The sequence below is a fragment of the Paenarthrobacter sp. AMU7 genome, from assembly GCF_041200195.1.
Taxonomy (GTDB): domain Bacteria; phylum Actinomycetota; class Actinomycetes; order Actinomycetales; family Micrococcaceae; genus Arthrobacter.
The window spans coordinates 4042129-4063294 of record NZ_CP165735.1 but is presented as its reverse complement, the minus strand read 5'-3'; the positions used below and the strand labels follow the sequence as shown (position 1 = coordinate 4063294).

At 63.2% G+C, this 21166-nt stretch carries 14 protein-coding genes; 6 read left to right on the top strand and 8 right to left on the bottom strand.

All coding sequences use genetic code 11. From position 1 onward, the window contains the following. The first annotated feature begins 508 nt into the window (after window positions 1–508). Both ABQM86_RS18655 and ABQM86_RS18650 read left to right on the top strand, forming a co-directional pair. Window positions 509–889, top strand: a complete 381-nt coding sequence (locus tag ABQM86_RS18655) for an STAS/SEC14 domain-containing protein (protein ID WP_280623945.1) — start codon at window positions 509–511, stop codon at window positions 887–889. Window positions 890–979: 90 nt separating this feature from the next. Then, complete coding sequence (locus ABQM86_RS18650; RefSeq protein ID WP_280623944.1) at window positions 980–1162, top strand: hypothetical protein; 183 nt, start codon at window positions 980–982, stop codon at window positions 1160–1162. Between the two features lie 18 nt (window positions 1163–1180). Here the strand turns inward: ABQM86_RS18650 and ABQM86_RS18645 are convergent, their stop codons facing one another. The 4 genes from ABQM86_RS18645 to ABQM86_RS18630 form a co-directional block, all read right to left on the bottom strand. After that, window positions 1181–1579: a response regulator transcription factor gene (locus ABQM86_RS18645; RefSeq protein WP_280623943.1), complete on the bottom strand. Its 399-nt coding sequence runs from the start codon at window positions 1577–1579 to the stop codon at window positions 1181–1183. 438 nt (window positions 1580–2017) lie between these two features. Further along, window positions 2018–10021, bottom strand: a complete 8004-nt coding sequence (locus ABQM86_RS18640; RefSeq protein WP_369745250.1) for a hypothetical protein — start codon at window positions 10019–10021, stop codon at window positions 2018–2020. 512 nt (window positions 10022–10533) lie between these two features. After that, window positions 10534–11916 carry a sigma-70 family RNA polymerase sigma factor gene (locus ABQM86_RS18635; protein WP_369745249.1) on the bottom strand — a complete coding sequence of 461 codons (1383 nt, stop codon included), beginning with the start codon at window positions 11914–11916 and terminating at the stop codon, window positions 10534–10536. A 392-nt stretch (window positions 11917–12308) separates the two neighbouring features. After that, on the bottom strand, window positions 12309–13901 hold the full coding sequence (locus ABQM86_RS18630; RefSeq protein ID WP_369745248.1) for an alkaline phosphatase: 1593 nt from the start codon (window positions 13899–13901) through the stop codon (window positions 12309–12311). Between the two features lie 133 nt (window positions 13902–14034). Here ABQM86_RS18630 and ABQM86_RS18625 point away from each other — a divergent pair, with 133 nt between their 5' ends. Continuing rightward, a complete protein-coding gene (locus ABQM86_RS18625) occupies window positions 14035–14445 on the top strand; it encodes a hypothetical protein (RefSeq protein ID WP_369745247.1) in 411 nt (136 codons plus the stop codon). Here the strand turns inward: ABQM86_RS18625 and ABQM86_RS18620 are convergent. From ABQM86_RS18620 to ABQM86_RS18610, 3 genes are all read right to left on the bottom strand, one after another. Further along, on the bottom strand, window positions 14427–16856 hold the full coding sequence (locus tag ABQM86_RS18620) for an HAD-IC family P-type ATPase (RefSeq protein WP_369745246.1): 2430 nt from the start codon (window positions 16854–16856) through the stop codon (window positions 14427–14429). The genes ABQM86_RS18625 and ABQM86_RS18620 overlap by 19 nt on opposite strands. Window positions 16857–17023: 167 nt before the next feature. Next, a complete protein-coding gene (locus ABQM86_RS18615) occupies window positions 17024–17266 on the bottom strand; it encodes a hypothetical protein (RefSeq protein WP_369745245.1) in 243 nt (80 codons plus the stop codon). A 98-nt stretch (window positions 17267–17364) separates the two neighbouring features. Continuing rightward, window positions 17365–18297 carry an NAD-dependent epimerase/dehydratase family protein gene (locus ABQM86_RS18610; protein ID WP_369746689.1) on the bottom strand — a complete coding sequence of 311 codons (933 nt, stop codon included), beginning with the start codon at window positions 18295–18297 and terminating at the stop codon, window positions 17365–17367. A 142-nt stretch (window positions 18298–18439) separates the two neighbouring features. On the opposite strand from ABQM86_RS18610, the gene ABQM86_RS18605 reads away from it, so the two are divergent. From ABQM86_RS18605 to ABQM86_RS18595, 3 genes are read left to right on the top strand one after another with little or no spacing between them, the layout of a single operon-like run. Beyond that, the gene (locus tag ABQM86_RS18605) at window positions 18440–19183 is read left to right on the top strand and encodes a TetR/AcrR family transcriptional regulator (RefSeq protein ID WP_207595112.1); all 744 of its coding nucleotides are present in this window, start codon (window positions 18440–18442) and stop codon (window positions 19181–19183) included. A gap of 17 nt (window positions 19184–19200) precedes the next feature. Beyond that, window positions 19201–19992 carry an oxygenase MpaB family protein gene (locus ABQM86_RS18600; protein ID WP_280623928.1) on the top strand — a complete coding sequence of 264 codons (792 nt, stop codon included), beginning with the start codon at window positions 19201–19203 and terminating at the stop codon, window positions 19990–19992. Next, window positions 19985–20878, top strand: coding sequence for a DUF817 domain-containing protein (locus ABQM86_RS18595; RefSeq protein WP_207595108.1), 894 nt, complete (start codon window positions 19985–19987; stop codon window positions 20876–20878). Before ABQM86_RS18600 ends, ABQM86_RS18595 begins: the two co-directional genes overlap by 8 nt. On the opposite strand, the gene ABQM86_RS18590 is transcribed toward ABQM86_RS18595, so the two are convergent. Continuing rightward, entirely contained in the window at window positions 20853–21083 is a 231-nt protein-coding gene (locus tag ABQM86_RS18590) for a hypothetical protein (protein ID WP_369745244.1), read from the bottom strand. The genes ABQM86_RS18595 and ABQM86_RS18590 overlap by 26 nt on opposite strands. Window positions 21084–21166: the final 83 nt, after the last annotated feature.

The following is a 21166-nucleotide window of genomic DNA, read 5'->3' as shown; positions in this document are numbered from 1 at the left end:
ATCGAGACTTCCGCTGAAGCTGCGGGTGTGAACGAAGTACTCGCCTCCGGGCCGACAGGTGTGCAGGCGACGAGAGTGAGCGCCAGAGCAATCGATGCGAGAGTCGCATACTTGGCATAATCGGATCGACGGTACTTCATGGTTGGGTTCCTTCCCCCTAGGACTGATAAAGCAGATCGCCTGCTCATACATGTTGTTTCCAGCAAGGGACGAATGATTACACGCGAAGCCAAAGCCTTTAAGCGGCGCTCCCACGCGCGTCCCGGCCCGGACAGCGGCCTCAAGGAAGCCGAACACATCGTGAAAGAGGTGGTAGAGAACACCCAGCGCCGCCGGCTGGCGCAACCGGACGAATTGGACACTTATCATCACCACCCGGTTCGTACCGACTGCGCGGGCAGAGGAGGACCTCAGCTCCAAGGAAGTGGAACGGACAATAGTCCAGCGTTAGGGGGTGCCGCACGCTTGAGGAAGCGGTTATTCTTGGCTTCAGTGGCGAGGGGGAGCTATGAAACCAATCACTGTGGACGGCGGCAAGGGTACGCTGGAACTCGATTCCGAGGGAGTTCTCCACCTTGTGTGGAAGCCGGCCACTGTTCTCGAGGCCGATGATGTCCATGCAGCGATGGCACGGGTCAATGAAGTAGCCGACGGTGCCGAGTATCCGATGTTGATCGACATATCCAACACCAGTGCGGTGACCCGCCAGGCCAAGTCCGTTTTCAGCACTAAGTGTGCCGCTTCCCGGATAGCCCTGCTTGGTTCCAATCCCGTAAATCGGGTTATCGCAAACTTCGCTATGGCACGGCGGACACTCCCTTGTCCCACCCGGTTCTTCACCTCACGCGACGAGGCCATGACCTGGCTTCGTGGTAATCCGCTTCCCTAATTCGGTAGTGGTCAGAGCGTCCAACCTTGCCGTGGCCACGACCATGGAAATGGAACACCCGTCGAGATGCTCGGAATGGGGCCATTGCCCATGAGTCAGAACCCATCGGATGCCGATCCGCGGCCGGTAGGTCGGGAGCGAAATACCGGGCAGAAATCTGCCCCGTTGGTCCACCACAACCCCGTCGCTCAGCAGATGCTGATCGTGGGCAGGCGGCGTGAGGACGCTGAAGCCAAGCTTGCGCAGCTGCGCCGCGGTAGAACCGAGACCTAACTTCTTCAGTGCCGGAAGTTACTGCCCGGACAGGTCCCGGGTGAAGACCCTGGCCAGGGGACAAAGCCCCTGCACGAGTGACCTGAGTTGTGATGGGCGGAAAGGCTTGGCCAAGTAGGCAGTTGCGCCGGCAGCCATGCTGTCGAGTTCATCGCCTGGTTCGACGAAGGCTGTGATCATCAGTATCGGAGCCTTCGAGATTGCACGCAGTCTGCGGGCGACTTCTCGGCCGTCCATGTCAGGGAGCCCCATATCAAGTGTGATCAGGGCCAGCTCCAAACCTGCTGCGGAGAGCAGACCGTCCGCTCCGGTCTCTTCAACACGGACCTCGAAGCCCATGGCTGTCAGTATCACCTCGAGCAGGCCTCCGATGTCCGGGTCATCTTCGATAACGAGACAGATTCCACGTGTGCTCATGGGCTTCTCTGATCGTCCTTGATGGAACCGCCGCTTGCGGAGCAGTTCGACTCAACATTGTGGATTGTCGGCCTTCCGGGTTTCCGCCCATCGTTGGAACTGTTGCAGCCCGGGCAGGGTTCAAATTCGCCCATCTGGAACCAGACCCACCCGTCCTCGCACGCATCTTGGGAGCAGCATTTCGTTTGCATTGTCACCTTGTTCTGGACGTCAGCCCGTTTTGCCGTCAATGGTTTGGTTGTTGTTGCTCAGACGCGCAAGAGCATTTCTTGTGTGGCATAGGAAAGCGGCGCCCTGCACGTCCTTATGGGACTTGCTGGACGCCGCTTCCTTGGCCAGTTCAGCGGAAGGGCGCCGCCGTTCTGGCCGGAGGATGCATTGCCCGGTCTGGGGGAGTCCCTCCCGGGCAATGCATCCTGGCTCTACTTGCTGCTTAGGCTATGCCCTACGCCGACGGGTGATCAGCGCCAGGGTGAGACCTGCGAGCAGCAGGGCTCCGCCGATGCCCGCGGCCAAGAGTGACACGCCACCGGTGATTGCCAGCGGAGTTTCATCCTCCTTGTCGACCTGGGTTTCGGTGTCGTCCTTCGGGGAGAACACTGCCCCTTCGGGACCGTTGGCCTTGGCGCTTGCCACGTTACGGATGGGAGCACCCGACTCGATGTCCGAGGCCTTGACCGTGTAGGTGGCTGTGCAGGTTACTGATTCGCCCGGTGCCAGCGTCGCGGTGGAGCATTCGACGTTGACACCTGCTTCGCTGAGCATGGGGTCATCGATCTGAAGGCCATCGATAGTTACGGTACCGGTGTTGGTTGCCGTGAACGTGTACTCGATGGCTTCGCCTGCATCGGCTGCGTTGTCGCCGTCCTTGTCGGCAAGGACATTGTCCTTGACCAGCTTCAGGGACTGGATGACCTTGGTTGGAACCGAAACGCTGCCCGGATCAGAACTGACAAGGTCCAGGCCGACGGGCGGGGTGCCCGAAGCTGTTGCCACGTTATCGACGCTTCCGGCGTCAACCTCAGCCTGCGTCACCGTGTACAGCTCTTCGGCTTCGCAGGTAACGGACTGGCCAGGAGCCAAAACCGTCTCCGGGCAGATGACCGCTCCGATCTTCGGGTCGTTGACCTTCACATCGGAAATGGTCACGTTGCCGGTGTTCGTCACGGTGAACGAATACTTGATGGTTTCGTTCGCATCAGCCAATTTGTTGTCGTTGGCATCCCACAGATGAGCTGATTTCTCGATCTTCAGGCTTCCAGCACGGGCGATGTCCGTTGTCGTAGAGTCCTCGTTGGACGTCGTGGACTCGTTATCCGGGTCGGTCCCTGTTGCGGTAGCAACATTGAGGACCTTGCCGGTATCAACGTCAGCCTGGGTCAGGACGTACGGCTCCGATGCAGAGCAGTTCATCGATTCCCCGGCAGCAAGCTCGGTGCCATCGCAGTTCACGACGCCGACGAGCGGATCATTGATCTTGATGTCGCGGACCGGCACGTTGCCATCATTTGTGATCTTGAACGTGTAGGCGATGGTGTCCCCGGCATCGGTGACTCCGTTGCCGTTGGCGTCCTTCGGAGCACCTGCGGTCTTCTCCAGCGTCAGAGCAGGAGACTGCTCTGTGACCGGAGTGTTGGTTGAATCAGGATCAGAGTCAACCTCGCCGGCATCCGGATCCACACCCGTAGCGTGCGCGGTGTTCCGGACAACCTGAGCCTTCTCGTCCTCAGCCGTAATCGTGTACACCGCTGCCGCAGCGCAAGTGGCCTTGGCCCCCGGCGCCAACTCCGTCACATCGCATGCAACGGTCCCCACCAACGGGTCAACCACAGCAACAGACTTCACAGGCACGTTGCCGTTGTTGGTCACGGTGAAGGTGTAGGCGATGGTGTCGCCGGCGTCGGTGATACCGGAGTTATTGGTATCGACCGGTGCGCCTGCGGTCTTCTCAATTACCAACGACGGAACCGGAACGATGACCTCCGTGGTAGTAGTGTCCGGCACCGAAGTAACCGGATCACCATCAGGGTCAACCGCAGAAGACGTGGCCGAGTTATCCACCGAACCATGCAACTCATCCGCTTCGGTCACCACGTAGGGTGCGTCGGCGGCGCAGTCGATGGTTTCTCCGACGGCCAGGGTGGTGGCCTTGCAGGTCACTGCCCCGATCTTCGGGTCGTTGACCTTCACGTCGTGCAGCGGCACGTTGCCGTTGTTGGTCACGGTGAAGGTGTAGGCGATGGTGTCGCCTGCGTCGGTGATACCGGAGTTATTGGTATCGACCGGTGCGCCTGCGGTCTTCTCGATGGTCAGTGCCGGTGCCGGTGCGGTGACCGGGGTTTCGGTGCTGTCCTCGTTGGAGGTGACCCCGCCGTTGTCCGGGTCAGTGCCGGTCGCGGTTGCGGTGTTCACTACCTTGCCAGCGGCTTCGTCTTCCTCGGTCACCACGTAGGGTGCCTCGGCGGCGCAGTCGATGGTTTCTCCGACGGCCAGGGTGGTGGCCTTGCAGGTCACTGCCCCGATCTTCGGGTCGTTGACCTTCACGTCGTGCAGCGGCACGTTGCCGTTGTTGGTCACGGTGAAGGTGTAGGCGATGGTGTCGCCTGCGTCGGTGATACCGGAGTTATTGGTATCGACCGGTGCGCCTGCGGTCTTCTCGATGGTCAGTGCCGGTGCCGGTGCGGTGACCGGGGTTTCGGTGCTGTCCTCGTTGGAGGTGACCCCGCCGTTGTCCGGGTCAGTGCCGGTCGCGGTTGCGGTGTTCACTCCCTTGCCAGCGGCTTCGTCTTCCTCGGTCACCACATACGGTGCCTCAGTTGAGCAAGTAACAGACTGGCCAGGAGCCAATACCGTCTCCGGGCAAACAACCGTTCCAACCTTGGGGTCATTGACCTTCACATCGGAAATGGTCACGTTGCCGTTGTTGGTCACCACGAACGTGTAGGCGATCGTGTCGCCGGCGTCGGTGATACCCGAACCGTTGACGTCCACCGGAGCACCGGCGATCTTGTCAATGCCCAGCTCAGCGGTACGGACGATCTCCGTAGTCGTTGAATCCTCTTCCGAGGTCTTCGGGTCATTGTCAGGATCGGTACCCGTTGCGGTAGCAACGTTACGAACGTTCCCGCCATCAACTTCACCCTGAGTGATCACATACGGTGCATCGGCGGCGCAGTCGATGGTTTCTCCGACGGCCAGGGTGGTGGCCTTGCAGGTCACTGCCCCGATCTTCGGGTCGTTGACCTTCACGTCGTGCAGCGGCACGTTGCCGTTGTTGGTCACGGTGAAGGTGTAGGCGATGGTGTCGCCTGCGTCGGTGATACCGGAGTTATTGGTATCGACCGGTGCGCCTGCGGTCTTCTCGATGGTCAGTGCCGGTGCCGGTGCGGTGACCGGGGTTTCGGTGCTGTCCTCGTTGGAGGTGACCCCGCCGTTGTCCGGGTCAGTGCCGGTCGCGGTTGCGGTGTTCACTACCTTGCCAGCGGCTTCGTCTTCCTCGGTCACCACGTAGGGTGCGTCGGCGGCGCAGTCGATGGTTTCTCCGACGGCCAGGGTGGTGGCCTTGCAGGTCACTGCCCCGATCTTCGGGTCGTTGACCTTCACGTCGTGCAGCGGCACGTTGCCGTTGTTGGTCACGGTGAAGGTGTAGGCGATGGTGTCGCCTGCGTCGGTGATACCGGAGTTATTGGTATCGACCGGTGCGCCTGCGGTCTTCTCGATGGTCAGTGCCGGTGCCGGTGCGGTGACCGGGGTTTCGGTGCTGTCCTCGTTGGAGGTGACCCCGCCGTTGTCCGGGTCAGTGCCGGTCGCGGTTGCGGTGTTCACTACCTTGCCAGCGGCTTCGTCTTCCTCGGTCACCACGTAGGGTGCCTCGGCGGCGCAGTCGATGGTTTCTCCGACGGCCAGGGTGGTGGCCTTGCAGGTCACTGCCCCGATCTTCGGGTCGTTGACCTTCACGTCGTGCAGCGGCACGTTGCCGTTGTTGGTCACGGTGAAGGTGTAGGCGATGGTGTCGCCTGCGTCGGTGATACCGGAGTTATTGGTATCGACCGGTGCGCCTGCGGTCTTCTCGATGGTCAGTGCCGGTGCCGGTGCGGTGACCGGGGTTTCGGTGCTGTCCTCGTTGGAGGTGACCCCGCCGTTGTCCGGGTCAGTGCCGGTCGCGGTTGCGGTGTTCACTACCTTGCCAGCGGCTTCGTCTTCCTCGGTCACCACGTAGGGTGCCTCGGCGGCGCAGTCGATGGTTTCTCCGACGGCCAGGGTGGTGGCCTTGCAGGTCACTGCCCCGATCTTCGGGTCGTTGACCTTCACGTCGTGCAGCGGCACGTTGCCGTTGTTGGTCACGGTGAAGGTGTAGGCGATGGTGTCGCCTGCGTCGGTGATACCGGAGTTATTGGTATCGACCGGTGCGCCTGCGGTCTTCTCGATGGTCAGTGCCGGTGCCGGTGCGGTGACCGGGGTTTCGGTGCTGTCCTCGTTGGAGGTGACCCCGCCGTTGTCCGGGTCAGTGCCGGTCGCGGTTGCGGTGTTCACTCCCTTGCCAGCGGCTTCGTCTTCCTCGGTCACCACATACGGTGCCTCAGTTGAGCAAGTAACAGACTGGCCAGGAGCCAATACCGTCTCCGGGCAAACAACCGTTCCAACCTTGGGGTCATTGACCTTCACATCGGAAATGGTCACGTTGCCGTTGTTGGTCACCACGAACGTGTAGGCGATCGTGTCGCCGGCGTCGGTGATACCCGAACCGTTGACGTCCACCGGAGCACCGGCGATCTTGTCAATGCCCAGCTCAGCGGTACGGACGATCTCCGTAGTCGTTGAATCCTCTTCCGAGGTCTTCGGGTCATTGTCAGGATCGGTACCCGTTGCGGTAGCAACGTTACGAACGTTCCCGCCATCAACTTCACCCTGAGTGATCACATACGGTGCATCGGCGGCGCAGTCGATGGTTTCTCCGACGGCCAGGGTGGTGGCCTTGCAGGTCACTGCCCCGATCTTCGGGTCGTTGACCTTCACGTCGTGCAGCGGCACGTTGCCGTTGTTGGTCACGGTGAAGGTGTAGGCGATGGTGTCGCCTGCGTCGGTGATACCGGAGTTATTGGTATCGACCGGTGCGCCTGCGGTCTTTTCGATGGTCAGTGCCGGTGCCGGTGCGGTGACCGGGGTTTCGGTGCTGTCCTCGTTGGAGGTGACCCCGCCGTTGTCCGGGTCAGTGCCGGTCGCGGTTGCGGTGTTCACTACCTTGCCAGCGGCTTCGTCTTCCTCGGTCACCACGTAGGGTGCGTCGGCGGCGCAGTCGATGGTTTCTCCGACGGCCAGGGTGGTGGCCTTGCAGGTCACTGCCCCGATCTTCGGGTCGTTGACCTTCACGTCGTGCAGCGGCACGTTGCCGTTGTTGGTCACGGTGAAGGTGTAGGCGATGGTGTCGCCTGCGTCGGTGATACCGGAGTTATTGGTATCGACCGGTGCGCCTGCGGTCTTTTCGATGGTCAGTGCCGGTGCCGGTGCGGTGACCGGGGTTTCGGTGCTGTCCTCGTTGGAGGTGACCCCGCCGTTGTCCGGGTCAGTGCCGGTCGCGGTTGCGGTGTTCACTACCTTGCCAGCGGCTTCGTCTTCCTCGGTCACCACGTAGGGTGCGTCGGCGGCGCAGTCGATGGTTTCTCCGACGGCCAGGGTGGTGGCCTTGCAGGTCACTGCCCCGATCTTCGGGTCGTTGACCTTCACGTCGTGCAGCGGCACGTTGCCGTTGTTGGTCACGGTGAAGGTGTAGGCGATGGTGTCGCCTGCGTCGGTGATACCGGAGTTATTGGTATCGACCGGTGCGCCTGCGGTCTTCTCGATGGTCAGTGCCGGTGCCGGTGCGGTGACCGGGGTTTCGGTGCTGTCCTCGTTGGAGGTGACCCCGCCGTTGTCCGGGTCAGTGCCGGTCGCGGTTGCGGTGTTCACTACCTTGCCAGCGGCTTCGTCTTCCTCGGTCACCACGTAGGGTGCCTCGGCGGCGCAGTCGATGGTTTCTCCGACGGCCAGGGTGGTGGCCTTGCAGGTCACTGCCCCGATCTTCGGGTCGTTGACCTTCACGTCGTGCAGCGGCACGTTGCCGTTGTTGGTCACGGTGAAGGTGTAGGCGATGGTGTCGCCTGCGTCGGTGATACCGGAGTTATTGGTATCGACCGGTGCGCCTGCGGTCTTCTCGATGGTCAGTGCCGGTGCCGGTGCGGTGACCGGGGTTTCGGTGCTGTCCTCGTTGGAGGTGACCCCGCCGTTGTCCGGGTCAGTGCCGGTCGCGGTTGCGGTGTTCACTACCTTGCCAGCGGCTTCGTCTTCCTCGGTCACCACGTAGGGTGCCTCGGCGGCGCAGTCGATGGTTTCTCCGACGGCCAGGGTGGTGGCCTTGCAGGTCACTGCCCCGATCTTCGGGTCGTTGACCTTCACGTCGTGCAGCGGCACGTTGCCGTTGTTGGTCACGGTGAAGGTGTAGGCGATGGTGTCGCCTGCGTCGGTGATACCGGAGTTATTGGTATCGACCGGTGCGCCTGCGGTCTTCTCGATGGTCAGTGCCGGTGCCGGTGCGGTGACCGGGGTTTCGGTGCTGTCCTCGTTGGAGGTGACCCCGCCGTTGTCCGGGTCAGTGCCGGTCGCGGTTGCGGTGTTCACTACCTTGCCAGCGGCTTCGTCAGCTTCCGTGATGGTGTACGGCTTTTCAGCTGCGCAGTTAGTGGATTCACCAGGGGCCAAGGTGTTCGCTTCACAGATCACGGCAATACCGGGATCCTGGCCGCTAAGAAGGTCATCGGTGATGCCGACGGTGTTGATCGGGAGGTTTCCGCTGTTCGTCACGACGAACGTGTAAGCGATCGTATCGCCGGCATCGGTCAGACCCGAGCCGTTGGCATCCACGGGGGCGCCGGCGGTCTTCTCCAGGGTCAGTGCCGGTGCGGCGGCGATGATGGTGCTGGTGGAGTCATCATCGGTAGCGTCGGGTAGGCCCGCGACCGTGCCGGTGGCTGTGGCGTTGTTGATCACTTCACCGGAGTTCACATCAGCTTGAGTGAGCGTGTACGGCGGTGCAGTACAGGTAACCGTGGCGCCGACGGGCAAAGGACCTGCGGGGCAGGTCACGGCGCCGACCAAAGGGTCGCTTACGCTGATGGTTTCCAACGGGACATTGCCGGTGTTGGTCACATCGAAGGTGTAAGGCACCGTTGAACCGGCCGTGTTGCCGCTGGGGGCACCCGCCTTCTTGTCCAAAGTCAGGCCGGTGATCCGAGCGGCGTTGGTGAACGTACAGAGCACTGCAACACCATCGGATCCGGCGGCCGGCATGGTGAAACTGCCGGTGGTTCCGGTGCCGCTGGCGATGGGGGCGCCGTTGTTGTCGTTGATGCACGCCCAGTTCGTCGCGTAACCGCCGGCTGTGCCGGAGCCGGTCTCGGAAATGTTGTAAGTGGTGCCAACGCGGCCGAAGATCGGGCCGACAACTTCGCCGGGCTGGCTCTGCACGCCGTTCTCGGTGCCTGCGGTCGTGGCCTGGATGCCGGCGTCGGGAAGACCGCCGCCGGTGAGGGTCAACGTGGCCTGGTCCGCCGGAGCAATACGCCCGTTGGGGAAGTCCTTTTGGACGGTGATGGTGTTCGGTGTCGCGCAGGAGGCGAGGTCAACCGAGCCTGACTGGGAGAAGGGCTTCGTGCTGGTGATTGCGCCGGTGACCGGGTCTACCTGGCGGAGGGTGTCGGAGCTGCCGAGGTACAGCAGCCCGTCGCCGCCGAATGCGATGCCGTTGACTGGCTGCGGGGTAGCAACCGAGACCATTTCGCTGGCAGTCAGCGCTATCGGTGCACCGGCGGTGGTGGGCAGTTGCTGCTGGATGACGGACAGGATGCTTTGGGAGGTTCCACCGCCGACAACGTACAGGCGGCCCTGACGGTCGAAGGCCCAGTCGCCGTTGGCTCCGGCGTTGGGGATGTCGCCGCTTGCTACCAAGCCGATGGAGGTGTTGGTGGCGGTGTTGAATCCGTAGATACGGACGTTGTTGCCGCTGAACCCGCCGTAGTAGTAGAACCCGGTGTCGGGGTTGATGGCTCCGTGGGTCACAGGGGTGCCGGCTTCACCGGCTCCCAAGACCGAGGTCGTATTCGAGGCCCGGTCGTGGCGGTAAATGGTGCGGCCGGTGTCGTTGCTGTTGGGCAAAACGCCGATGGCGGCGCTGCCGTCGCCTGCGATACCGAGACCGTTGAGGTTCTGTGTGGAACCGGCGATGGTGAAACTGCCGACGCTGGTTTGGACACCGGTGTTGGTGTCCACTTGCCACAAGTTGCGTGTGCCGGTGCCTTGGATGGAGTAAACCGATGCGCAGCTGAGCGCATCAGCGGCCAGGGCCGGTGCCGCGGTTACCACCGCACCGCCGGTGGAGAACATTCCAGCGATCAGAGCACCGCTGGCCACGAGTCCCAGTCCCTGCCGGGCCGCGTGAAGCGGCCTGGACGGGGCTTTGAGCTGCTTTTTGGTCGGCAGCGAGGCTGCCGTGGCAGCCCTCTTACCCGGTCTTTTCCTGAAATGTGCACTGAAGGCGGAATGTAATATCCCGCCGCTGAGCCGGTTTTGGCCTTCAGTCAATTGCTGCACCCCTTACAAGGTGTCGGTGGGACCGGAGATGTCCGTTCCCAGAGCTTCGGGACGCATCTTCGCCAGTACAGACTGCACGTAGTGCCACCCCCCATTGTTCGGCCGCGGGGCAGCGGTCGAACGTGTTCATTGCTACGTTTGGTGCGCCGCTGGCGCACCGGTCACTCTCTGCCTGTACTGCCTCCCCACTACGGTTCGATGCGCCTACTGGGCGCAGCTGTGCTGATGCCGTTTCACGGGAATGGCATTGCATGGACTGTCGGGAGGCATAGCCCCCCCCGTTGTATATACGGGCATCGACAGGTATCGTGACGCCCGTACCGGAAACTTTTTTAGAGTCCGCGGGAAGGAGCCGGAACCGGAGCCGTTGGAGTGGGGCTCAGAGTGGGTGCAGGGCTGCTCGCTGGAGGGGAAGCCGGGCCCGATGGAGCCGATGGTTTGGGGGTTGCAGGTGTTGGGGGCGGAAACACTATCCACGAACCGGTCGGGGGAGCTGACGGCACAATAGCTGGGGGTGTCGGGGTGATTGCCCCTGTGGGGCTTTTCGGCGGGACCGTGACCAGGATCGGACGGGAAGGCTCAACAGGTAAATACGACTCCGGTTCCGGTCCCGTTTCCGGAAGCTCGGGAAGGACAGGAAGCAGGGGAAGCGCGATGTCGGGATCATCTGCCGGCTCCGACGGTGCGGCCTGGCTGGGGGTCCCTGCCGGGGGAAGATCAGGTGCCGTAGCAGGCCGCTTTTCCTCGGCGCCGGCTGGGAGCGCCGTTGGTTGTCCTGGCACCATGCTCAATGCGACAGCAGCTGCAGCAAGAGCCGCCACGAACGCGATCAAGACGCCGACAACCCATCTCTTCGAGCCCGCTTCCGGATCTTTCGATTGTTCCGCGTTGTGAGGTTGGGCAGTCTCCGGGCCGACCATTTCCAGGACGGGAGAGCCGGCCGCTATCCCGAGAAGCCAAGGTGCGACGGCCCGTCGCATGGTTGACCGGGCATCCGCCAGCGAGAGAATGGCGGAGGAGCAGGCGGGGCAGCCCTTCAGATGATTTTGCAGGCGCAGGTCTTCGGCGGGTGAGAGTCCTTCGAGTACGGACTTGGCCAGCAGGGGAAGATACGGCTTGCACTTCTCATCCAGAGACGACGCGATATACGCCTCCAGGTACGCCTGTCGCAAGCCTTTGCGCGCCCGGGCTGCAACCGCGGATACGGCGTTGGGTTCAAGACCCAGCAGCGGACCGACGTTTCGGGGCGGCTCGCCCTCAACGTCGACGTGCCACAGCACCGTTTGCCATCGGGGCGGCAGCGATGCGAACGCTGTACTGGCCAGCTTCCTGTCCGCCTCGTTCAGCACATGATCGTAGCCGGTTTCCTCTTCCGGAGTTTCCGCCGTGTCTTCGACCAGATCATGGCGTGAAAGAGCGTTCCAGTGATCCGCTGCGCTGGTCCTGACCGCCCGGAGCAAGTATGGGCGGAACGGTCCAGTCGGACCATTGCCGCGCTGGATCGCACTGACGGCTTTAAGAAACGCTTCGGAAGTGATGTCGTCACTGTCGAAATCGTTGCCGACCAGCCGTTTGGCAAAGGCCCGCGCAGCGGGAACATGCCGCCGGTACAGATTTTCAATGGCAGCTGCGTCATTGCCCTCCACGCTACGAATGAGGTCCTCATCCGAAGGTTCACCGACCTCCTCCTGGGCCGGAGCCGCGGGCTCTCTCACTGAGCCGCTCGATGTGGTCGTCCGCACGTAGCTGTTTGCGGGCAGGTCCCTGCCCCGTGCCGGTAGTTCAATTCGTTGTGTCCCCCCATGCGTTCCCCATGCAGCGTGTAAACCGGAAAAGGAAGCATTCCGTTTCCAGGCCTTCCGGCGAACTCTCAGAATGGAGAGCTTCAGCACTGCTCAGGGTTCCACCTTGGACTTTGCCCAGATGGAAGCTCTCCAAGGGAGTGGTGAGGACAGGGAAGGAACGCCGTCAACGAGCATTCTATAGGACAACATAAGTACGCTTATTAACCGAGAGTTGGCTGCCAAAACCGAACGGCCGGTCCATCATGATCGGGGAGAAAGCGGCGGAGCTGATCCTCGGCACATAAACCCTCTTTGAGGGACACTCAGGCGAGTCCCGGCACTCCGTCGTTGATGGTGAAGGACTTCTTGGTACTGGCCGGGGCGCCCGGCGTGGTGACGTAGTCCAGCACGCGGAAGTCCGCGGTCATGGCGTCCTTGGTAATGCGCGTGTTCACATAGCCGCGGTTGTCGTTGTAGAACTTCAGATGCGGGTTCCAGGCCATGGTGGGGTCGGTGGTGGATCCCGTGCCATTGCCCGTAGAGGTGATGGATGAGCACACCAGTTCCGAGCCCACCACAGCTGCCGCCGGGTCCTTGTAATCCACCTTGAGGTCGGTGGCCCAGTGGCGGTGAACGTCGCCGGTCAGTACGACGGCGTTGCGGACCTTTGCGTCCACCCAGCCTTGGGTGATGCGGCGGCGGGAAGCGGCGTAACCGTCCCAGCCATCCATGGAGACGTCGTCGATTTCCGGCGCCTTGTCACGGTCCCGCTCGGCGAAGAAGACCTGCTGGCCCAGAATGTCCCACCGCTGCGTGGAGTTCTTGAAGCCGTCCAGCAGCCACTTCTCCTGCTCGGCGCCGGTGATGGTGCGGTTCTCGTCCAGGCGTTCGGCCACGTTCTTCCGCCAGCCATCGCCCGCCAGCTGGTCGTCGCGGTACTGGCGCGTGTCCATCATGTGGAAGTTGGCCAGCTGGCCCCATTGGATAGTGCGGTAGATCTTCATGTCGAACCCGGCGGGGACTGATGACCGGCGCAGCGGCATGTTCTCGTAGTAAGCCTGGAACGCTGCCGAGCGACGCTGCCGGAAATGTTCCGTGGTGTCGTTGAGCTGGCTCGCGTCGTTGTTCTCGGGGATCTCATCCGCCCAGTTGTTGTCCACTTCGTGGTCATCCCACACCACCAGCCACGGTGCGATCGCGTGCGCTGCCTGCAGATCGGCGTCGGACTTGTACTGGGCATGCCGCTGGCGGTAGCCCGCCAGGGTGCTGGTCTCGGGTCCTTCATGATCGCGCGGGTTGCCGCCGCCGATCACGTAGCTGCCCTTCTTGTATTCGTAGAGGTAGTCGCCAAGGTGCAGCACCAGGTCCGGGTGGTCCTCGGCCAGCCGCTTGTACGCCGTGAAATAGCCGTGCTCGTACTGGGCGCAGCTGGCGAACGCCATGGCCAGCGCCGCGGGGGTCTCGCCGGGCGCCGGACTGGTCAGAGTGCGGCCAACCTCGCTCACGTGCCGCCCCGTGCGGAAACGATAGAAGTACTCCCGTCCCGGCCGGAGGCCCCTGAGTTCTGCGTGCACCGAGTGGGCGGTTTCGATCCTGGCATGTTCGACGCCGCGGGCTACTACCCGGCGCATCGCCGGGTCTTCCGCGACTTCCCAGGCGACGGCGACGGAGCGGGAAGGCATGCTGCCCAGCCCGTCCTCGGCCACGGGGTTCACCGCCAGGCGGGTCCAGATGACAAAGCCGTCGGGCCACGGTTCGCCCGACGCGATGCCAAGCGTGAACGGATCGGTGCGGAGACCGGCGTCGTCCGCTGTTGAAACCGCGACGGCGGCCTGCGGCAGGGCGGCTGACACACCGGCGGCGAGTCCGGCACCCAAGCCGGCTGAGATGAGGGACCTGCGGGAGATTTTTTCCATAAGACCGACCCTAGGAAACCGGGGTTGACTGGACCCAAGGACGGCGTGAATGCGTGGTTAATTGTGTGACAAGAGGTGTCACCCCACCCCGGGGCGGTGTCTGCACGCAGGGAGGCTCGTCTATGCTCAGTTCATGATCAAGGGGGAGCGCCCTCAGCGGCCGGGTGTGGTGACATTCTCGGTGGTGCTGATGTACATCGGTGGCATTGCCCAGATCCTTCTCGGGATCCTGACGATTTTCCTGCGGTACACCCCGGAAGCCCAGTCCGGCGGCATCGCCTTGCCCATCACCTTGCTGGGTGCCGGAATGATCCTGTTCGGGCTGCTTGTCATTGGGCTTGCCTCCGGCGTGGCGCGGGGAAGCAACGCGGCACGCCGTGGGGCAACGGCGGTCATGCTGCTAGGGCTGGTCTTTGCCGTGCTGGACCTCATCATTGCCGGGGATGGAGACTGGTCGGCAGTCATCTCCCAGTCCATTGCCACGGTCGCCGTGCTGGTGCCGCTGTGGGTCGGACGCGGACGCCGCTACTTCGAGACCCGCTGATGCAGTGCCTCCTGGGCATCCCGGTAGGCAACGCGGCGATGAACGAAGCGGACGATCTCAATCAGCGCGATGCAGGCCACGGACGTTCCCAGGATCAGGAGTGCCGTGGGAAGCGTTGGGTCGGTGAATTGCAGGAAGTCCCGGGCGATCGGAACGGAATAGACCAGGACCAGCCCGATCATCATGGCGCCGATGACCAGCCCCTTGAAGCGTGTGACAGGGCGTGAGAGCACCACAAGGATCCAGATGCCGATGATCGTCAGGATGAGGGTTGACCCGGTCCTTATTTCGGCTTCCGGAATCTGCAGATTGGCGGCGAGGCGGGCGTAGGAGGCAAGGCCCAGGGTCACGGAGACACCCGCCGGTACGGCGAAGGTCAAGGATCGCCGGAGGAAACCCGGAATATAACGCTGGGCGTTGGGCAGCAAGGCCAGGAAGAACGCCGGAATGCCGATGGTCAAACCATCAGTGACTGAGAGCTGCCGGGGAAGGAACGGGAAAGGCAGCAGGAGAATGCCGAACGCGATGGCCAGGAACGTGGCGTAGGCGGTTTTCGTCAAGAACAGCATGGAGACGCGCTCGATGTTGGCGATGACCTGCCGGCCTTCAGCCACCACGCTGGGCAGGTGCGAGAATTTTCCGTCGAGGAGCACCAACCGGGCCACCGCCTTGGTAGCTGCCGCACCGGAGTTCATGGCGACACCGATGTCGGCCTCCTTGATGGCCAAGGCATCGTTCACCCCGTCTCCGGTCATGGCCACCGTACGGCCGGCCGCCTTCAATGCCACCACGATCCGCTTCTTCTGGTCCGGGGTCACCCGGCCGAAAACCACGTTGTTGTTGATGACGTCCAGGAATTCCTGGTCATTGTCCGGCAACTCGCGGGCGTCAAAGCCGTGCGGCGCATCGAGCCCGACCTCCCGGGCTATGGCTGCTACTGTCTGCGGGTTGTCACCCGAAATGATGCGGACATCCACGTCCTGTGCCGCGAAGTAGGTGAGCGTCTCCGCAGCATCAGGGCGGATGTTCTCCTTGAAAGTCAGGAGCGCAACCGGGACGGCGTCCGATGGTACGGTCTCGTCATCGGTGGGCGTTCCGTGGGCCAGGACCAGTGTGCGGCGACCGGTGGTGGCCAACTCTGCGGCTTGAGTGGCCAGCTGCAGCCGCTCCGGATTGGTGGAATTGTCCCCGGGGAACACCATTTCGGGGCCGCCCAGGATCCACATGCCGTCGTCGAAAATCACCGCGCTCCATTTGCGCGCTGACGAGAAGGGAACCCGGTCGATTGGCGCGTCCGGGGGCGGAGTCGTGAAGTGCCCTGCAAGGCTGCGGGCCGTGGCGTTGGCATCGTTCTGCACCCGGTACCAGGAGAGCACGGCCTCCCAACCGGGGCGTTTGGTCAGGGGATGCGCGGTGTCGAAAATGATGTCACCTTGGGTGAGCGTCCCGGTCTTGTCGAGGCAGATGATGTCTACGCGCGCCAGGCCCTCGACGGCGGGTAGCTCCTGCACCAGGACCTGTTGCCGGGCGAGCTTCACCGCGCCTACGGCGAAGGTAATGCTGGTCATCAGCACCAGCCCCAATGGGACCATGGCGACGACGGCGGCAATGGTCGCCGTCGCCGCGTCACGCCAAGGGCCACTCGCCGAAGCCTCAGCCCACCCGCCTTGGGCAATCATCTGGGCGTTCAGAACCAACAACGCCACGGGACCCACGAACCACGTGACCCATTTCAGGACGCGGTCTATGGAGGACCGAAGTTCCGAGGCCACCAGGGAGAAGCGCTTGGCTTCGGCCGCGAGGGAATTCGCAAAGGAATCCGCGCCCACCCGGTCCACCACCGCTGTGCCTTCCCCCGCCACCACCACGGACCCGGACAGGACGCGATCGCCGTCGGCCTTTTCCACGGCGTCCGACTCCCCGGTCAGCATGGACTCGTCCACTTGGAGGCCCCGTGATCCGGCCACCAGTCCATCGGCGGGCACTTGGTCCCCGGCCCGGAGGACCAGGGTGTCATCCAGCACTACGTCGTCCAGATCGATTTCGGCCTCGGAGCCGTTGCGCATCACCTTGGCGTGCGGGGCGTTCAGGAGGGCGAGGCGGTCCAGGGCACGTTTGGCCCGATACTCCTGGACGCTGCCGATCACCGCGTTGGCAATGGCACTGAACCCGAACAGGGCATCCTGCCAGCGGCCGATCGCGAACAGGACAATGAAGCAGGCCAGGATGATGCCGTTGAACAGGGTCAGCACGTTGGCGCGGACAATGCTCCACACGCTGCGGCTGGTGTCCTGGACGAACGCGTTGGTTTGTCCGGCGGCGGCCCGCTCGGCGACCTCGGCAGTGCTGAGCCCTTGCGCTGCAGGTGCTTGTTGGACGGCAGCCCCGGCTTGGTCCTTCTCGTTTGGCACTCAGGCCCCCGTCGTTGAGTCGGTTCAGGGATGGGTGGTGCGATGGGATTGAGTATGCCAGCCGCGGCGGGGTATGTCGCCGTCGTGATGGTGGTGTTGATTACCGCCCTGGTTCGTGCTGGGACGGCGGTACGCACCCGCCGTCGAACGCTTCCGTTTTGCCTGCCCTAAAGTGCCGCCGGCTCCGCGAGCGGCGCGCGCTGCGCCCGTCCCCGCACAACGATCAGTGCGATGACAGCGATCAGTATGTAGACCATATTGGCCGGGCCGGCCAGCAACACCAGCGGGCTCTGGGGTCCCGAAGCCGCCTGGTCAATACCGCCCGTGGACAGGAAGAGTGTGGGGTCGTAGAGGGCGTGCACGATTATGGGCCAGATGAGGTTGCCCGTGACCCGCAGGGTCAAGAACATGCCGCTACCAGCGTCTCAGCGAACCCATCGATTGGCGCTGGCAGGAGCACTGGAATGACGACGACGGACTCTAGCCCGCCGCGGCTCCTGGACTGCTGCTACGTTGCCAACCGCTCGGCACCCTTCCACCACGCCACTGTTGCCGCTGCAGCTTCCGGCAGGGGAGTCGGGTGTATCCCCAGAAGTCTCTGGCTTTCCGAGGAGTCCATCACGAACGGGCCCTCGAACTGGTACAGGAGTTCGGCCAGCTCGCGCATGTCCGTGGAGAAGATGCCCGCCACTCGCAGTACCCAACCCGGTATGGCACCCACCTTGGGTGCAGCAACACCAGCGGCGTTAGCGTGCGCGGTTGCCATTTCCCGTTGGGTCACAGCCGGGCCGGTGGGGGCATGCAGCACGCTGTTCCAGAGTTCGGGCTTCCGGGCAGCTGCAATCATGGCCGCTGCGAGGTCCGGGACGTACGTGAAGGAGTGGGGCTGGTCCGTAGCTCCGATGAACTGCACGGCCTTGCCCGCCAGAATCGGCGTGACCATGCGCTCGCCGGCATGAGCTGTCTTCACGCGTGGCCCTAAGAAGTCGCCGGCCACCACGCTGATCGTGTTGGTTGCGTGGGCCTGCCGCGCCTTCAGCAACGCAGTCCGAATGCCGCGTTTGCCTCCGGTTGCTTCCCGCGGGCTCGATTCCGTCATGATCCGGTCCGGCTCGCTGTACGAGTAGAGACTTTCGGGGAAGACGACGACGGCGCCCGCGGCCGCCGCTGCGTCCATCACCACTTGCTCGGCGTGGGGGAGTTCGGCGGCCCACGCTGCTGCCCTGTAGGCGGATCCGTGGATGCAGTGGAAGACGGCGCTCGCACCTTCCACTGCTTGATTCAACTGCGCAGGGTCCGAGACGTCCGCCCGGACCCGCTCAATAAGGGGATGCTCCGGACCGCTGCCCGAGCGCGTCAGAACGCGTACCTGATGCCCTTGGTCTGCCAGTTGCTCCGCGACGGTGTAGCCAACGGGGCCTGCTCCTGCGACGACGTACATGGGGTCCTCTTCCGGGGTTGATGTCGCAAAGATCAAAAGCGAGAGCACTGCTCTCTCAATCAGAATGAGCGTTCATCGTCGGAATGTCAAGAGCACTGCTCTCATTTGTTGACAGCGCTCTCGATTGTGGCAAGCTGTGGTCATGACTTCTGCTGAACCCGCCGCCGCCAAAGGTAAGGGCAAGCCCCTCACGCCCCGCGAACGTGCCCGCACGCAGACGATCGCCGACATCATCCGGCTCGGACGCGAACACCTTGCTGTTCATGGTGCGGCCGCCCTTTCACTCCGCGCAGTGGCGAGGGATCTCGGCGTCGTGTCCTCTGCCGTGTACCGCTACGTGGAGAATCGGGATGAACTCCTCACGCTCCTGCTGATCGACGCCTACAACCAGCTTGGCGACGCCGTCGATGAAGCAGTGAATGCCGAAGCGCACGATGACTTCACAGCGCAGTTCAGGGCGCTGGCCCGGGCGGTGCGTACGTGGGCCATCCGCGAACCGGCCAGCTATTCCCTCCTTTTCGGCAGTCCCGTGCCGGGATATCAAGCCCCGGGTGAGCGCACTACCGTCCCGGGAACCCGGGTCATTGTTCGGCTCGTCGGTATCCTCGATGCCGCCTACCGGGCAGGCGCGCTCAACGCCGCGGTGAGTCCCGCCGTCGTGGTTCCTGAAGGGTTGGCCGCGGACCTGGCAGCCATTCGCGGCGAGATGAATCTCGCCGCGCCCGACGCCACCTTGGCGCGGGGCGTCCTGGTGTGGACGTCCGTGTTTGGGGCCATTAGTTTTGAGGTTTTCGGGCAGTACGGGCGCGATACCTTCGCCGCCCGCGATGAGCTCTTCGACCACCAGCTGAGCGTCCTCCAGGGTGTGGTGGGGCTCCAAGGCTAGGGCGCTACAGTATTCAGATGGTTCGAGGGCTGGCAGACATCGGTGCGGAGGGCGTCCTGCTCGCCGGTGCCGGACGCGCCATTCTCCTGCAAATCGCCGACCCCAAAGTAGGGCACGGCGTAGCTGAGCACAGCAATTTCGCTGAGCGTCCCATGGACCGGCTGCGCGCCACCATGACGTACGTCTACGCGGTGGTCTACGGGTCAGAGGAGCAACTCAAAACCGTTCGTCGCGCCGTCAACCGCGCCCACGCGCCGGTTCGCCGGGAACCCGATGGCGCCACCAAGGGATACAACGCTTTCGACGCCGAGTCCCAGCTGTGGGTGGTCGCCACCCTCTACGAGACCGCTGTCACCGTTTACGAGCAGATCCACGGAAAGCTCGACGACGACACCGCCGACCGCATTTACCGCGAGTACGCGCGGATCGGGACAGCCCTGCAGCTTCCGGCGGACAGGTGGCCGGCCGACCGTGCTGCGTTCGCTGCCTACTGGGACGATCAGGTGCGCGGACTCCACCCCGACGATAAAGCGCTGAGGGTTGCCCGGGACCTGCTCTATCCTGCCGGTGGACCGCTGTTCCTGCGGCTGGTGATGCCGCTGGCACGTTTCCTGACCGCTGGCCTGTTGCCGGACCATCTGCGTGAAGGCTTCGGTTTTGAGTGGAGTGCCGGCCAAGCCCGCCGGTTCGAGCGGACCATGCGGATGATGGGCCGTGTTTATCCGCGGCTGCCGGAGAGGATCCGGCACTGGCCCCGCGACTACTATCTGGGCCGGCTTGTTGTGGAAGCCGAGGTCCCGCATGCGTAGTTCCACCTCGGTGGAAGAGTCCATCGACGCCCTTGCCCACCGCTACTTGGACCGGTTCCGGGGAGGCCGCCTGCAGGCCGGGCTCACCGAGTTCGTGGTCTTTGGACTTAAGCAGGCCTGGGCGTGCGTGTTCGGCGCTGCGTTGCTCGCCGTGATCATCGGGGCCCGTCTCTGGTATCCCTCGGATGCAGGGCTGGCCAGGAACGATTTCCTGACCCTTGCCGCGGTCGTCATTCAAGTCCTGATGATCGCTTTCAAGCTGGAGACCCTGCGGGAACTGCGGGTGATCCTGCTGTTCCATGTGGTGGGCACGGTGATGGAGTTGTTCAAGACGGACGTCGGATCCTGGGCCTATGAGGCGGAGGGTGTCCTGCGGATCGGCGCCGTGCCCTTGTTCAGCGGGTTCATGTACGCCGCCGTTGGGTCCTACATGGTGCGGGTTTTCCGGCTGTTCGACCTCCGCTTCGATCGATACCCGCGCCGGTGGATCACGGCCCTCGTTGCTGCCGCGATCTACGTGAACTTCTTCTCGCACCACTACATCTTCGACGCGCGATGGGTGCTGCTGGCCGCCGTCGTGCTTGTGTATGGGCGGTGCGTGATGCACTTCAGGGTGTTCCGCCGTCGCTTCCGTATGCCCATTCTGGTGTCCTTCCTGCTGGTGGCGCTGTTCATTTGGTTCGCCGAGAATATCGGCACGTGGTCCCGTGCGTGGCTGTACCCGAACCAGCTGGAGGGCTGGCAGGCGGTCTCCATCGACAAGCTTTTGGCTTGGTTCCTGCTCATGATCATTTCCGTGGTGCTGGTGGCGTGGGTGTACAAGCCGGAGCCGCTCGACGCTCCTGCTGACGCGGAGACTCCTAGGCTTCGCCGCGTAGCGCCTTGAGTGCGGCACGCCGGGCCTGAAGCAAGGGCTCGACGTCGGACACCCGGGTTAGGCGGACGGCTTTCGGTGGGTTCGGGGTGCCTTGGGCATCAATCACGACGCCGAATCCGCCCACGGAGCCGGCCGCCAGCCACGAGGTGGTTCCCGGCCAGAGGGTGAAATCGGCGGGGATGCCTTCAACGGTGATGGTGAATCGCTCGGCCACGAGGGCTTTGAAGGTTGAACAGCGGGAGAAGGTGCACGCCGTCGCGGACCTCTTGGTCTAGCCGGTCGTTCATCGCCCAGAAC